This is a genomic window from Roseibium sediminicola, assembly GCF_023156505.1.
Taxonomy (GTDB): Bacteria; Pseudomonadota; Alphaproteobacteria; order Rhizobiales; family Stappiaceae; genus Roseibium; species Roseibium sediminicola.
On the sequence record NZ_JALNMJ010000002.1, the window covers coordinates 476,842 to 491,318 of the forward strand.

General features: G+C 61.0%; 11 protein-coding genes, 1 tRNA gene and 1 riboswitch. Of the genes, 2 read left to right on the forward strand and 10 right to left on the reverse strand.

Features of this window, described 5'->3' with window-relative positions:
• Positions 1-7 precede the first annotated feature (7 nt).
• From M0H32_RS05205 to cobU, 6 genes are all read right to left on the reverse strand, one after another.
• On the reverse strand, positions 8-490 hold the full coding sequence (locus M0H32_RS05205) for a hypothetical protein (protein WP_248151617.1): 483 nt from the start codon (positions 488-490) through the stop codon (positions 8-10).
• A 78-nt stretch (positions 491-568) separates the two neighbouring features.
• Entirely contained in the window at positions 569-2,008 is a 1,440-nt protein-coding gene (locus M0H32_RS05210; protein WP_248151796.1) for a cobyric acid synthase, read from the reverse strand.
• Between the two features lie 38 nt (positions 2,009-2,046).
• Positions 2,047-2,685: a cob(I)yrinic acid a,c-diamide adenosyltransferase gene (gene cobO, locus M0H32_RS05215; protein WP_248151619.1), complete on the reverse strand. Its 639-nt coding sequence runs from the start codon at positions 2,683-2,685 to the stop codon at positions 2,047-2,049.
• On the reverse strand, positions 2,682-6,440 hold the full coding sequence (gene cobN, locus M0H32_RS05220) for a cobaltochelatase subunit CobN (protein WP_248151620.1): 3,759 nt from the start codon (positions 6,438-6,440) through the stop codon (positions 2,682-2,684). The genes cobO and cobN overlap by 4 nt, the downstream gene beginning before the upstream one ends.
• Positions 6,441-6,483: 43 nt before the next feature.
• Positions 6,484-7,614 carry a cobalamin biosynthesis protein CobW gene (gene cobW, locus M0H32_RS05225; protein ID WP_248151622.1) on the reverse strand — a complete coding sequence of 377 codons (1,131 nt, stop codon included), beginning with the start codon at positions 7,612-7,614 and terminating at the stop codon, positions 6,484-6,486.
• On the reverse strand, positions 7,611-8,162 hold the full coding sequence (gene cobU, locus M0H32_RS05230) for a bifunctional adenosylcobinamide kinase/adenosylcobinamide-phosphate guanylyltransferase (RefSeq protein ID WP_248151623.1): 552 nt from the start codon (positions 8,160-8,162) through the stop codon (positions 7,611-7,613). Before cobU ends, cobW begins: the two co-directional genes overlap by 4 nt.
• A gap of 34 nt (positions 8,163-8,196) precedes the next feature.
• A riboswitch (cobalamin riboswitch) is annotated at positions 8,197-8,415 on the reverse strand.
• Positions 8,416-8,738: 323 nt separating this feature from the next.
• Between cobU and M0H32_RS05235 the strand changes: the two genes are divergently transcribed.
• Positions 8,739-8,814: transfer RNA gene (locus M0H32_RS05235), tRNA-Asn, on the forward strand.
• Positions 8,815-8,916: 102 nt separating this feature from the next.
• Here M0H32_RS05235 and M0H32_RS05240 read toward each other — a convergent pair.
• From M0H32_RS05240 to M0H32_RS05255, 4 genes are all read right to left on the reverse strand, one after another.
• A complete protein-coding gene (locus tag M0H32_RS05240; RefSeq protein WP_248151624.1) occupies positions 8,917-10,083 on the reverse strand; it encodes an AlbA family DNA-binding domain-containing protein in 1,167 nt (388 codons plus the stop codon).
• Positions 10,084-10,411: 328 nt separating this feature from the next.
• On the reverse strand, positions 10,412-11,563 hold the full coding sequence (nagA, locus tag M0H32_RS05245; RefSeq protein WP_248151625.1) for an N-acetylglucosamine-6-phosphate deacetylase: 1,152 nt from the start codon (positions 11,561-11,563) through the stop codon (positions 10,412-10,414).
• Entirely contained in the window at positions 11,560-12,600 is a 1,041-nt protein-coding gene (locus tag M0H32_RS05250; RefSeq protein WP_248151626.1) for an SIS domain-containing protein, read from the reverse strand. Before M0H32_RS05250 ends, nagA begins: the two co-directional genes overlap by 4 nt.
• A gap of 5 nt (positions 12,601-12,605) precedes the next feature.
• Positions 12,606-13,367 (reverse strand): GntR family transcriptional regulator, encoded by a 762-nt coding sequence (locus tag M0H32_RS05255; protein ID WP_248151628.1) that lies wholly within the window; start codon positions 13,365-13,367, stop codon positions 12,606-12,608.
• A gap of 199 nt (positions 13,368-13,566) precedes the next feature.
• Between M0H32_RS05255 and M0H32_RS05260 the strand changes: the two genes are divergently transcribed.
• Complete coding sequence (locus M0H32_RS05260; RefSeq protein ID WP_248151633.1) at positions 13,567-14,448, forward strand: N-acetylmuramic acid 6-phosphate etherase; 882 nt, start codon at positions 13,567-13,569, stop codon at positions 14,446-14,448.
• Positions 14,449-14,477: the final 29 nt, after the last annotated feature.

The window sequence follows — 14,477 nt, forward strand, 5'->3', positions numbered from 1 at the left end:
CGAAGTGCTACGACTCCTCTATGCGAGGTCCGAGTTGCCGCAACCAGGTGATCAGATTGGAAATGCCGCCCGAGGCGACGATGAGCAGAAAACCGCCGGCAACCGACACGACCGAGCTCCAAAAATCCGCGTTATTGAACACGTTCGACTGGAACCTCGCATCCGACCAGAGAAAATAGAAATTAAGAGCACTCCTAAGGCCTGACAGCAGAAAATAAAGGCCGAGGATCGCTACGCCTGCGGATTGCAACATATTCGCGGTTCCTGTTTCAGACGTGTCTGGCGCCGTTGAATTCGAGAAATCCATACCGAACAGGATGACGCGGGGCTTGAAAAACAGAATGATACAGATGGTCAGATTCATCGCCGTGGTCAGGAAGCCGAGCAGATTGGCAACATTGAAGAGAACCAAAGGCAGAAAATAGACGTTCTGCATAAAAACATAAAGCGCGAACAGGCGAACCAGGACGCAGGAAATGGCTGTAATCAAGAGAATAACTCCTTAAGAGAACCGGACTGCGCCGGACGCAAATCATTCAACGGAACCGGGTTTGATCCGCATGTGTGATCATGATCTTCTCGCAAAGTGCAGCACGGCCTCGACATCCAGCACCTGCTCAAGATGCGCCGCCAGATCGTCCAGGATCCGGTCGATGTCCCGGTCATAGGCAAGTTCAGATCCGGCTCCGAACCCGGCAAGAAACGCTTGCCGGAACGCATCGCCGGTGAAGAGGCCATGGACATAGGTGCCCGACACACGGCCATCGACAGAGACCGCCCCGTCCGGCTCACCGTTCGCCAGCCGCATCATCGGCCGGGCACAGTCAGGCCCGTCGGTGCGGCCGACATGGATTTCATATCCCGCCACCGGCGCGCCGCTGGCGACATGGGTTCCGCTCGCTGCCACGGTCGATTTTTCAGCCGTCAGCACCGTTTCCACATCGAGGTAACCGAGGCCGTCGACCGTTCCGGGCGTTCCTTCAATCCCGTCCGGGTCAGAAATAGACCGGCCGAGCATCTGGTAGCCGCCGCAGACACCCAGAATATGCCCGCCCCGGCGGTGATGCGCCTTCAGGTCGATGTCCCAGCCCTGAGCGCAGAAAAACGCGAGGTCGCCGACGGTCGACTTGGACCCCGGCAACAGCACCAGGTCGGCATCTCCCGGCAAGGGCGTGCCCGGCTGGACCAGTTCCAGCGTCACGCCCGGTTCCAGGCGAAGCGGGTCCAGATCATCGAAATTGGCAATCCTGGAAATCACCGGTACGACCACTTTCATGCCGCCGTCACCAAACCCGTCAGCCAGCCCGAGCGCGTCTTCGGCCGGCAGTTTCGCGGCATCGGCAAACCAGGGCACGACCCCAAGGCCACTCCAGCCAGTGCGCGTCTCTATTTCCCGCATGCCGTCATCGAAGAGGCCCGGGTCGCCGCGGAACCGGTTGATGAAAAAGCCCTTGATGCGGCTTTGCTCAGCCTCTTCCAGAACGGCATGGGTGCCGACGACGGAGGCGATCACCCCGCCCCGGTCGATATCGGCGCACAGGATCACCGGCAGGTCCGCCGCCTCGGCAAAGCCCATATTGGCAATGTCCCCGGCACGCAGGTTGATCTCCGCGGGGCTGCCTGCGCCTTCGACAATCACCAGATCCGCTTCTGATGAATTGATTGAAAAACTCTCCAGAACCTTCGGTAATAGTTCTGCTTTCTGCTTTCCGTATTCCCGCGCACGCATGGTGCCGAAACGTTTGCCCTGGACGATCACCTGAGCCCCGGTGTCCGTTTCCGGTTTCAAGAGCACCGGGTTCATGTGAACGCTCAAGGCAACCCGACAGCCCATCGCCTGCAGCGCCTGTGCGCGGCCGATTTCACCGCCATCGGCGGTGACGGCGGCGTTGTTTGACATGTTCTGCGGCTTGAACGGCCGCACCTTCATACCGCGATTGGCAAAAAGGCGGCAGAGGCCGGCCACGATCAGGCTCTTGCCGACATTGGAGCCGGTGCCCTGGATCATGACCGCCGGCGTGCGTTTCCCGGAAATGTCGGACAAGTCTAAAACTCGATGCCTTCCTGCGGCTTCACGCCGGACCGGAACGGGTGCTTGATCTGGGTCATGTCGGTGACGAGATCGGCAATGTCGATCAACTCGTCCTTGGCGTTGCGCCCGGTGATGACCACATGGACATCGTCCGGCTTGTCGTTCTTCAGGAAGTCGACCACCTCGTTAATGTCGAGATAATCGTAGCGCAGCACGATGTTGAGCTCATCGCACAGGATCAGGCGGTAGTCGCCGGAAGTGATCATCTCCTTGGCCGCGTTCCAGGCCTCCTGGGCGGCGTCGATGTCGCGCTGGCGGTCCTGGGTTTCCCAGGTGAAGCCCTCGCCCATGCGCTTGATGGTGACAAGATCGGAAAACCGTTCCAACGCCATGCGCTCGCCGGTTTCGATCCGGCCCTTGACGAATTGCACCACGCCGACCTTGTGGCCATGGCCGAGCGAGCGGAACACCATGCCGAAACCGGCCGTCGACTTGCCCTTGCCCTTGCCGGTATGGACGATCAGAAGACCTTTCTCGATGGTCTTGGTCGCCATGATCTTGTCGCGGGCGGCCTTTTTCTTGCGCATTTTCTCCGCGTGGCGGGCGTTGAGTTCCTCTTCGGAGAGTTCCGGCTTGGTCTTGTCGGCGGTCACGATGCGTCCGTCCCTTGTTGGTGTGTTCTTAAATCGCTGAGAGCAGCATGGGTCGAATTGCGCCGCGGCGTCCAGAGCCCGCGGTCGATTGCTTCCTGGAAACGGGCCAGCATTTCATTGAGGCCCGCCGGATTGGCGTCCTTCAGGAACTCCAGCACATCCGGACTGTCCAGATAAGCGTCAAAAAGCTGGTCGAAATGATGATCGCCGACCGCCCGTGTCGTGGCGGCAAAGGCAAACAGGTAGTCGAGCGTCGCGACCATCTCGAAGGCGCCCTTGTAGCCGTGGCGCATGACGCCCCGGATCCATTTCGGGTTGGCGGCACGGCCGCGCACCACCCGGCCGATTTCTTCAGAAAGGGTGCGCACCACCGGTCGTTCGGGCCGGGAATGGTCGTTGTGATAGACCTTCGGCGCGGCGCCCTTCAGGCTTTCGACCGTTGCCGCCAGACCGCCCTCGAACTGGTAATAGTCGTCGCTGTCGAGCAGGTCATGCTCGCGGTTGTCCTGATTGTGCAGCACCGCGTCGACCGAGCGCAGACGGGTCTCCAGGTCATCACGCGCCCCTGCCCCGGCCGCGCCGCCGCCATAGGCATAACCGCCCCAGGTCAGGAACGTGTCGGCAAAGTCGGCGCGTTCCTCCCAGATGCCTTCGTCGATCAGCGCCTGCAGGCCGGCGCCATAGGCTCCGGGTTTTGAGCCGAACACCCGGAACCCGGCCCGGCGCAAAGCTTCCCGAGGTTCGAGGCCGTCGGCCTGCAGATTCGCGGCTTCCGTGCGCATGCGCGCCGCCACTGGATTGGCTTCACCGGGCTCGTCCAGCGCGCCGACCGCGCGCACGGCGCTGTCGAACAGATCCATCTGATGCGGAAAGGCATCCCGGAAGAAGCCGGACACCCGCAAGGTGACATCGATGCGCGGCCGGCCGAGCTCGGAGAGTTTCAGGATTTCAAATCCGGTCACCCGGCCCGAGCCCTGCTCCCAGACCGGCTTTGCGCCGATCAGCGCCAGGGCCTGGGCAATGTCATCACCGCCGGTGCGCATGTTGGCCGTGCCCCAGCAGGTCAGTACCAGCGAGGTCGGCCATTCGCCCTCTTCCTGGAAATAGCGGTCCGCGACCAGGCTTGCGGACTGCCAGCCGAGACGCCAGGCGGTTTCGGTCGGCACGGCGCGCACATCGACGGAATAGAAGTTCTTTCCGGTCGGCAACACGTCCGGGCGGCCGCGCGACGGCGCGCCGGACGGTCCGGGCTCGACAAAACCACCCTTGAGCGCGGTCAGCACGGCGGCGGTTTCCGCCGGTCCCGACCCGGCCACCACCGGTGTCAGACTGTCCCGGATGGCGCCGAGCACGCTTGCCGTTGCCTGCCACGCCGCCGGCAAAGGCGTTGACCCGGCGATCAGATCGTGCGCCAGCAGTTCGATGCGTTCCACCGTGTCGCCCTGCGACCGCCAGGGCGCCTCGCTCACAGCCTGCAGGATCTTCGGTTGCTCACCGGTCCATGGACCCGAAAAGTCGCAGTCGAGCGGGTCAAAGCCCTCAAAACCGAGATCTGCGGCGATCGCCCGTTGCAGGCTCTGCTGTTCGGGCTCGCTGCCGCGCGGAACCCGCGCCAGTGCTGCCAGCAGATCGGTCAGAAGGTCGCCCTTAGGACTGTCGCCCAGAATGTGCAGACCGTCGCGGATCTGCAACTCTTTCAGGTCGCAGAGATGGGCGTCGAGTCGCGCCAGACGGGTCTCCTCGTCCATCTCGTCGGAAAGACCGATGTCCTTGTCGAGCCCGTTGCGGGCGGCAACATCGAGAATGTCCCGGGTCAGGGCCTTCAGCCGCCGCGGGTCGACACCGCTGGCGAGATAATATTCATCCAGCAGCGTCTCCAGCTCGCCGGCAACGCCGTGGCTTTCAGCGCGCGCGAGCGGCGGTGTCAGATGGTCGACAATGACGGCAGACGTCCGGCGCTTCGCCTGGGCGCCCTCACCCGGATCGTTGACGATGAAGGGATAGATATTCGGCACCGGCCCGAGCACGGCTTCCGGGAAACAGCTTTCAGACAGCGCCAGCGCCTTGCCGGGCAGCCATTCCAGATTGCCATGTTTGCCGAGATGGATGACGGCATCGACGCTGAATGCCTCGCGCAGCCAGGCATAAAACGCGAAATAGTGATGCGGCGGCACCAGCGCCGGGTCGTGGTAGGTGTCCTTCGGATCGATGTTGTAACCACGCGCCGGCTGGATGCCCACCACCTGGTTGCCGAACCGGTGCAGCGCCAGACGGAAGAAGCCGCCCACGACATGCGGATCGTCTTCCGCCTGCCCCCAGCGCTCGACAACGGCGTTCCGGACCGTTTCCGGCAACCTGGCAAAGGCGCGCTGGTAGTCGGTCAGCGACAGGGCTTGAAACCCTTCGCGAAGCTCCCGGCCCTCCTGTGCGTTGGTGACACCAGCGGTCAGGTGATCCATCAGGTCGGCGGACGTCTCGGGCGCGCCGCCAACGGCGTAACCGTCACCCGCCATCGCCATCAACACGTTGACGCAGGAAGCCGGTGTATCGAGACCGACGCCATTGGCGAGGCGTCCGTCCTTGTTAGGATAGTTGGCGAGGATCAGCGCGGTCTTCTTGTCCGCGGCCGGCGTTCTGCCAAGCCGGGCCCAGTTGGCGGCGAGATCCGCGACAAAGCGGATCCGGTCGGGCACCGGTGTGAAGGCGACCGGCGTCGACTGGGTCGCCTCGTCATAGACGCCTTCCTCCTTGAACGAGACCGCCCGGGTCAGCAAGCGGCCATCGATTTCCGGCAACACCACATGCATGGCAAGATCGCGGATCGACAGGCCCTGGTCACTCTCTTCCCAGCCTTCCTTCGACGACGAGGAAAACACCACCTGCAGCACCGGCTTGCCAGGCTTGTCGAGCGGTGTCTGCTGATGGGCGACGCCAGCCTTGGACACCGCAAAGGCGGTTCCGTTCAGGACAACATCCGGCTTGCCGTCCTGAAACAGGTTTTCGAGGACAGCGATGGATTCGGCTTCCTTCAGGCTGGAAACAAAGACCGGCAGTGCATTGATGCCCGCCTCGTCAAGCGCTTCGACCAGCGCATCGACCGGCGGCGTCTGCGCGCCCTGGACCAGCGCCCGGTAGAACGTGATGGCGGCGACGGGCCGTGCCGGATCGCGCCAGCTGGCCTTCAAGTCGGCAAAACCGGGCGCGGCGTGGCCCGGCAAATAGATCCCGGCGCGCGGCAGCGGCACCGGATGCGCCGGATCCTCGCTCTGGCCCAGAAGAAAAGCGGCATAACGCAGGGCGTTGGCGTAATTTTCCGCACCGCCTTCGACGCAATAGCGCCAGACCCGGTGGACTTCTTCCGGCGCCCTTGTCGAGCGCGAGGTCAGTTCCTCGTCCCACTTGTCGTCGCCAGGCAGGACGATGAGGTCGACGCCGCTCGCGCGTGCTTCTTCCTCGAACCGCTCCAGCCCGTAGCGCCAGTATTCGACACCGCCGAGAATGCGCAGGATCACCAGTTTCGAGCCGCGCATCGTCTGTTCGGCGTAAAGATCGACCGAATAGGGATGCGACAGCGCCATCAGATTGGCGAGCCGCAGGCTGGCCGCCTCGGCGCCTAAGCGCTGGCGGGCGGCCGCGAAGCTGCCCAATTCCGTATCGGCGGCCGACAGGAACAGGATGTCGGCGGGCGACTGGCCGAGATCGACCGCGTCTCCCCCGTCGTCGATCCGGCGCGTCTGGCTGGCGAGAATATGCATTTTTTCTTCTTAGTGTTCCGTCAGACCCAATTCGAAACCGCCCTCAGGCGGCTTCACTCACCTGCCCGAGCAACGCACGCGCGGCATCCAGGTCCAGGCCTTTCAGGCCGATCACCACGAGCTTGCCCACACTTTCCGCACCAGCCGCGAACCAGGTTTCGACACGCGGACCAACGGCCTGCACCATGGCCGGCGCCGCCTTGCCCTCAATGCGGACGGCACCCTTGATGCGCAGCACGTCTTTCAGCGCCATCGCCTCGAGCACCTTGGCTTCGGCCTCCTTCAGGCTGGCAAAGCCGCCGACTTCAAGCACATGGCTTTCAAAATCGTCGTGGTGATGGTGGTGATGGTGGTCATGATGGTGATGATCATGGTCGTCATCATGGTGATGATCGTCGTCATCATCGTGATCGTGATCGTCATGATGATGGTGATGGTGTTCGTGGCGGCCGTCCATGTCATCCTCGGCGGCGGAGCCGCGGCCGAGCAGCACTTCGATGGGCAGCGTGCCCTTTTCCGACGAGACAATGTGGACCGCAGGGCGAATGTCCACGGCGATCTTGGCATGTACGGCCTCAAGAGCCTCGGCGGACACCAGATCGGCCTTGTTGAGCACGACCAGATCGGCGCAGCGCAGCTGGTCCTGGAAGAGTTCCTCAACCGGGCTTTCATGATCGAGCGCCTCGTCGGCGGCGCGTTGCGCTTCCAGCGCGGCCTCGTTGAGCGCGATCCGGCCTTCGGCCAGCGCGGCGGCGTCCAGCACGGTAACGACGCCATCGACGGTTACCTTCGGCTTGACGCTCGGCCAGGAGAAGGCGCGCACCAGCGGCTGCGGCAGGGCCAGGCCGGAGGTTTCGATGACGATGTGTTCCGGCGGCGTCTCGCGGGAGAGCAGCATTTCCATGGTCGGCAGGAAATCGTCGGCGACCGTGCAGCAGATGCAGCCATTGGTCAGCTCGACCACTTCCTCGGCCGCGCAATCCGGATCGGCGCAGCCATTCACCAGCGAGCCGTCAAACCCCATGTCGCCGAACTCATTGACGATCAGCGCGATGCGCTTGCCGTTGGCATTGGTCAGGAGATTGCGGATCAGCGTGGTTTTGCCCGCGCCCAGAAACCCGGTGACGATCGTTGCCGGAATTTTCCGGCCCGGCTGCGAAGAAGAAATGCTCATAGACTGATTTCCGGTTGAGAAGAGGGTTTCAGGAGAAGCGGCAGGCCGGCGGCAACAAAGACCACCTTCTGGCAGACACCCGCCATAGACTGGTTGAGCCGACCCTGCGCATCGCGGAACGACCTCGACAGTCGGTTCTCCGGCACGATGCCCATGCCGACTTCATTGGAGACAAAGACACAGGGTCCGTCCAGACGGCGAACCGCCGCGCACAGGCGCTCCGTCTCCAGGGACAGATCCTTGTCAGCGAAGAGAATGTTGGAAAGCCACAGGGTCAGGCAATCGACCAGAACGACCCGGTCCGGCCGGCATTGTCTAGAAAGCACCCCGGCGAGATCGAGCTGTTCCTCGATGGTTTCCCAGGACGGTCCGCGCTGGTCACGATGCAACGCGATGCGCTCGGCCATTTCACCGTCATGGGCCGCGCCCGTGGCGACATATATCTTCTGGAGACCGCTGTTTTCGGCAAGGATTTCGGCGAACCGGCTTTTGCCGGAGCGGGCGCCGCCGACCACAAGAGCGGTGCGCGGAAGGGTCTGGTCCGTCATGTCCGTCTCCCGGCCGTCCACCCGACAGCGTTCGAGGTTAAAGGGTCTGACGGCCGGTCTCCTGGCTTGCGGTTCGCCGCGGTCTGCACCCCTTCCCGGCCCTTCATAAAAGACCAGTGGCTATCGTGCAGCCGCTCACCGCTCACAGTTGCGGGGGCAGCTCCGGATCAGGGCCAGTTTGGCCCGCCCCGGATTCCCGTTTCATCCGGATCAGCCAGAGGCATTATCCGGAACCGTCGCAGTCTTCCTAGCTGGATCTGAGGATCGGCACAAGCGGCACCTCAAAAATCGCCCGATGAGCCATTCAGCCGATGGCGATCACTGCTCTGGCCTCCCGGCAACCTGTTTTCTCCAGGCCCTCTTGGGGAAACGCGCTGGCGACCGCTGTGCGGTCTGGTTTTCCCAAGCCACGCTTAACGCATAGTCATCTGAAAAATATAGAGTTTTCCACACCCGCCACAAAAAAATGACGGCTTGATGAAAAAAACGACATGAGGGGCTTGGCAAACGGATCAAGCCTTTGATATACGCATCTCCATCGACGGGGCGGCGACGCGTTGACCCCGAGCGTGGTGATCCCCAGTAGCTCAGTTGGTAGAGCAAGCGACTGTTAATCGCTGGGTCGCTGGTTCGAGTCCGGCCTGGGGAGCCATACAAAACAAGGCCTTAGCGAGAAATCGCCGAGGCCTTTTTTGTTTGGTATGTACGCTATATGTACGACAACAGGTTGCCACGTACAAATGCAACGCCGACCTCATAATCCAATTTGTGAAATCGAAGGCGCACGCTCGTCAATCAATGCAGATGGCAATTTTTTGGTCTCGAATTCTATTGCGGAAAATCGGGTGGGTGTGCTGAACTCCCCCCCGAGAGAAGCGATACTTGCCAGCTTTATTAAATGCTGCCTTTCTAGTTCAAAGCACAGCTCTTTCGGAACAGCATTTTTTGCCGCACAAATTAGATTAATGTCGAGACCGTCATTCAAACTATTAAGTCTTATATTTGGCGCATACACTTCACCGCCGAATGTCCAATGGTGATCCTGTAGAAAATAGTCTGCGCCACCATGTTCGATAAATGATTCAAAAGCGGCTTTTAATACAGAGAAGCTAATAGTGAACACATTAAGCTTTCGAGTCGCCATCGGATGTAGCAGGACATCGTTACCGCCTGCCACCTCAACTGTTCCTAAATTTGTTTGAAACAATCTAAAACCATGTAGATCGCGCTCAAGTGCTTTCAAAGCTGGGTCTGTGCTGATCTGAAAAAACGGTGCTTGTGCTGTTACTGCGCTGCAATTACGGACAATTAAACTCAAGGAACCTCGGTAATTTTTTTTACCATTTCCGACGACACTAGAGGTATTTCCGATCTCCCAACCCACTTCGAAGTTTGCGGATCTTTGAGAGAGCATCATGTCACGGACCATCCTGTGGTCCATAAGGAGAGTTTGTTCACCGATCCTTCGATAATATCGATGCTCGCCTTTCGCCGTCGACATGTGCGGGCCGCTTTCAGACTGCGGAATGTAAATCAGGGCGTATCCCTTGCCTGGATCAACGTCAGATCGAACGATCAATATTTCCGCATCCGTCAGTGGTGGATTTACATTGGAAAACAATACGGATTTGATTGAAGCGCTCAGCTTTTCTATTTCGGCAATTGGTTGTAGTTCGCTCGCTACATCCTGCTGAGATGCTGGGTCCGTCTTTGTTTTCACACCAAAAATTAGGACACCACCCGAGGCGTTGGCAAAACCTGCAACTTCTTTCGCAATATTTTTCTTGTCATTGTTGGAAAGCGAAGTTGAAGACGGGTCGTCCTTCGCTTTGAATTCGACCTCAAAGGATTCAGCTTGACCGATGAGAGACCTAATCCCAGCCTCTCCGCGTGAATATAGTTCTTTCGTCCAGTCAATCATTTGAAACCTGCGTGTGAGAGTCGGGTTTCCAACTCTCACAATTTTCGATGTCCCAAAGCAAGCTTTTCAACCGGCTTTCGATGCTGCTCAATTCGAGGATCAAGCTGCAACAAGTTTCGCGAGGTCGTGCTCCCCTGATTGTCCTCGTTTGTAAGCTAGCTATGTTCACGGTGTGTTCTGCTTTCAACTAAGTTGCAAATTCTGACATGCCAACCGAACGCACCAGTTCAGCTGGCAAGAGCAGGATCAGAAGGCATGCGCAAGTCCCCGTCGCACAAGACGATCCTGCCAAACGCTAACACACCGGGGGGGCACGGCTTCGACCGCCCTAGCCGTCGAGGCGACGGCCGTTTACCCAGACGCCGGAGACGGCGAAGTCATCGGAAAAGAGAACGAGATCCGCCGCATGGCCCGCGGCCAGACGGCCCATGGGCCGGCCGAGCACATCCGCCGGATCGCTGGTTGCCATGGCCAGGGCGGTTTCAATCGGCATGTCCAACGTCCCGGTCAGGTATTTGAGAGACGCCGGCAGGTCGATGTCGGCGCCGGCGAGCGTGCCGTCGGCAAGCGTCAGCGTGCCGTCGCGGCGGAAGATCTCGCGCCCGCCAAGAGTGAAGGACGTGACGTCGGTGCCGGTCTGGGACATGGCGTCGGTCACCAGAAAGATCCTTCCCGGGCCGGTCTTGGCCTTCAGGGCAACCTTGATTGCCACTGGATCAACATGCACGCCATCGGCGATCAGGCCGACATTGAGACTGCCGAGATCCAGCGCGGCGCCGACAAGTCCCGGCTCGCGGTGCTGCAACGGGCTCATGGCGTTGAAGAGATGCGTCACCATGGAGGCCCCGGCCTCGGCAGCGGCCTTGCATTCGGCATAGGTGGCGCCACTGTGACCCAGACTGACATGGACGCCCGCCTCCGACAGGATGCGGATCTGTTCCGGCGTCACTGTTTCCGGTGCCACCGTCAGGATCAGACTGGGCAGCTGGCGGGCGGCGAACAGATAGAGTTCCAGATCGGCCTCATCCATGGGCCGGATCAGATCCGGATCATGCGCGCCCTTGCGTCCCTTAAAGAGATGCGGTCCTTCCAGATGCAGACCGTGAAAGCCGCGCACGCCCTTCGCCCAGGCCTCGACGCCGAGCTTGACGACCTTGCGGGTGGTCTCCGGCGTATCGGTGATCAGGGTCGGTGTCAGCGCGGTGGTGCCGAGGGTCAGATGGGCGTGACAGATCCGGGCAATGTCCTCAATACAGTCAGCGTCACCCAGCATCAGCCCGCCACCGCCATTGACCTGAAGATCGATCAGGCCGGGCGCCAGAATGCCGCCGCCAAGATCGACCTGGGCCGCGTCCGCAGGCACCGTATCGCCGGCGCACAAGCCGACGATCTTGCCGTGTTCCACCAGAAGCGCGGCATCCTGATGGATACTGTCACCGTCGAAGATCCGGCTGCACCGGTAGGCTGTCTGACCGGTCATACCGTCTGCGTGACCTTCTTCAGGTGTTTGGGAACATCCGGATTGAAACCGCGGCGGCGCGCGAACCATTCGATGAAAGCGTAGAAGGAGACGATCTGCACCAGGGCATCCGTCAGCGGATGGCGGGTCGAGACGAAGGGCAGTCGCTCGGCACGCTGAACCTTGTCCGTGGTGGCAAACACCCGGCCGCCCTGGTCCGCCATGCGGTCGGCTGCCTGGGCGAGCCCATCCTCGGCGGCGTCGCGCACACCGAGCGCCAGGATCGGATAGCCGTTTTCGACGATCGAGACCGGACCATGCATGACCTCGGCAGAGGAATAGGCCTCGGCGTGGATCTGGCATGTTTCCTTGAATTTCAGCGCCGCCTCGTTGGCGATCGCAAGGCCTGGGCCGCGTCCGATCACATAGAGCGAACCGCGCTGCTCGATCGGCTCAGCAAGCGCTTGCCAGTCCATGGCAATGGCTTGTTCGAACTGGTCGGGCAGATCGGCCAAGGCATCAAGCAGCGCCTTGTCGCCGCCGATTTCCCCCAAAAGAAGCAGGCCGGCCAGCACGGAATTGACGTAGGTCTTGGTCGCCGCAACGCTGCGCTCCGGCCCCGCGCAGATATCGACGGCCGCGGCCGACAGGCGCGCCAGCTCACTGCCGGTGGTGTTGGTCAGGCCGACGGTAAAGGCCCCCTGCCCGGCGGCGCTTTCCACGACCGACAGGATGTCGGGGCTGGCGCCGGACTGGGAAATAGCAATCACGAGAGCCTGGTTCAGCTTGACCCGGCCGTTATAGACCGAGGACACCGACGGGCCGAGAGAGGCCATTGCGAGACCCAGATAGATTTCGGCGGCGTATTTCAGGAATGTCGCGGCATGATCGGAGGAGCCACGCGCCACGCTTGCCAGAAAGACAGGAGCGCCGGCGCGCTGCGCGATCTCGCGGATCTGCGGAGCACCCTCTGCCAGCAGCCGCCTGGCCGCGTCCGGAATCTCTTCGATTTCCCGGCGCATATGCGTCGGAGTGGCAAGGTTCTGAGTGTCGGTCATAAGATCTAGTCTTCCGAAATTTGCAATTCGGCAATGAAGTCATAGGCATCGCCGCGGTAAACGGAACGGGTGAATTCAACGACATTGCCGGAGGCCAGATAAGACACGCGTTCTATCTTCAGTCCGGCGGAGCCGGCCGGCACTCCGAGAATGTCGGCGTCGATGGGTTCGAGATTGCGCGCGGAGATCCTCTGGATCGCGCGCACTGGCTGCAGGCCGGATGCCCGCAGCACTGCATAAAGCGATGTGGTGACCTTTTCGGGATTCGGTAGGATCGTTTCGGACAGCGACGCCCGCTCGATCGCCATGGCGGTGCCGTCGGCCTTGCGCAGACGGTCGACACGGGCGACCTGTTGGCCGGAGGTCAGGCCGAGCGTGAACATTTCTTCCGGAGACGCCGGAAACAGGCCGCGGCGCAGCCATTCGCTGCTGGCGGACAGCCCGCGCCTGGCCATGTCTTCGCTAAAAGAGGTCAGGCTGGACAGGCGCTGCTCGACCTTGTGCACCCTCGGCGCCACAAAAGAGCCGCTGCCCCGCTTCTGCACCACGATCTGATCCTCGACCAGACCGGCAACGGCTTTCCGGACCGTGACGCGCGACAGGTCGGTGAGCGAGGCGATCTCACGCTCGGACGGCAGCGGTTCGTTTTCTTTCAGGACACCGTCGTCGATTGCCTGCTGAATGCGCCGCCGCAGCTGCAAATACCGGGGGCCACTGGAATTTGCCAGCCAGTCGCCATTTTCCAGCATCGTGATAAAATCGGTCATGAAACAGGGCGCCTCAGGTGATGAGAGTAATACCTTTCAGATACCAATTTAAACTCTATCGAAACCGAAAATCAAGTGATAAAAGACCAGCACCCTCTCCAGCCAGCCTCCGACACGATCTGGATCCGGCGCGGGTTCCGCTTGCCTTTGGTGGTATATTTCGCGATATGAGACAGACCGCAGCCAAATTCCAGAACCCATGAAATTGCCGACGACCGAAGACCGGGACCCCCTTTCCATTGGCCTCAACAACAAGTCGGACAACGACGTCCTGACGCTGTTGCTGGACAGGCAGAGAGCGGCACTCGATGCCGTCGGGGACGCGATTGCGCAGATCTCCAAGGCCGCCAACGCACTGCAAAGGGCCTCGCAGGCCAATGGCATGATCGGCTATGCGGGCGCCGGCAGTGCAGGCCTGACAGCCCTGGCAGATTGCCTCGAACTGCCAGGAACATTCGGCTTTCCACCGGAACGCATGCGCATGCTTTATGCCGGCGGCGCGGAAAATCTGCTTCATCTTGCCGGCACTTTTGAAGACGATGAGGAAGTTGGGCGCACGGATTTTCAGACGTCCGGCCTTGGCGAGGGTGACATTCTGATCGCCGTTTCCGCCAGCGGCTCAACACCTTATACGCTCGGCACCTTTCGCGCGGCTCAGGCGGCAGGCACGGAGACGATTGCTCTTTGCAACAATCCGGACACGCCGCTTCTGGATCTGGCCGATCATCCGATCCTGCTGAAAACGCCGCCTGAAATCATTGCCGGCTCCACCCGGCTCGGGGCGGCCAGCGCCCAGAAAGCCGCACTCAACATGATCTCGACCCTGGTGGCACTACGGCTCGGCCACGCCGTGCGCGGGCATATGGTCAATCTGGTTGCCGACAACGAGAAGCTGCGCCTCAGGGCCCAACGGATCCTGCAGGATCTGACCGGCTGCACGGCGGAGATCGCGATGCATACGCTGCTCAAGGCCGACGGCCGCGTCAAGGTCGCAGCTCTCATGATTCTCAGAAGCCTCGACAAAGCCGCCGCAGAACGGGTCCTGGCAGAAAACAACGGCAACCTGCGCCCGTTTCTGTAACCCTCCATTTTCAAACGCAAATCCCGAGT

What these genes read in the sequence shown, in the direction of transcription:
- M0H32_RS05260 (WP_248151633.1), top strand. Translation starts at nt 13,567, where the DNA reads ATGAAATTGCCGACGACCGAAGACCGGGACCCCCTTTCCATTGGCCTC.
- cobN (WP_248151620.1), bottom strand. Translation starts at nt 6,440, where the DNA reads ATGCATATTCTCGCCAGCCAGACGCGCCGGATCGACGACGGGGGAGAC.
- M0H32_RS05240 (WP_248151624.1), bottom strand. Translation starts at nt 10,083, where the DNA reads ATGATTGACTGGACGAAAGAACTATATTCACGCGGAGAGGCTGGGATT.
- nagA (WP_248151625.1), bottom strand. Translation starts at nt 11,563, where the DNA reads ATGACCGGTCAGACAGCCTACCGGTGCAGCCGGATCTTCGACGGTGAC.
- M0H32_RS05250 (WP_248151626.1), bottom strand. Translation starts at nt 12,600, where the DNA reads ATGACCGACACTCAGAACCTTGCCACTCCGACGCATATGCGCCGGGAA.
- cobU (WP_248151623.1), bottom strand. Translation starts at nt 8,162, where the DNA reads ATGACGGACCAGACCCTTCCGCGCACCGCTCTTGTGGTCGGCGGCGCC.
- M0H32_RS05210 (WP_248151796.1), bottom strand. Translation starts at nt 2,008, where the DNA reads ATGATCCAGGGCACCGGCTCCAATGTCGGCAAGAGCCTGATCGTGGCC.
- cobW (WP_248151622.1), bottom strand. Translation starts at nt 7,614, where the DNA reads ATGAGCATTTCTTCTTCGCAGCCGGGCCGGAAAATTCCGGCAACGATC.
- M0H32_RS05255 (WP_248151628.1), bottom strand. Translation starts at nt 13,367, where the DNA reads ATGACCGATTTTATCACGATGCTGGAAAATGGCGACTGGCTGGCAAAT.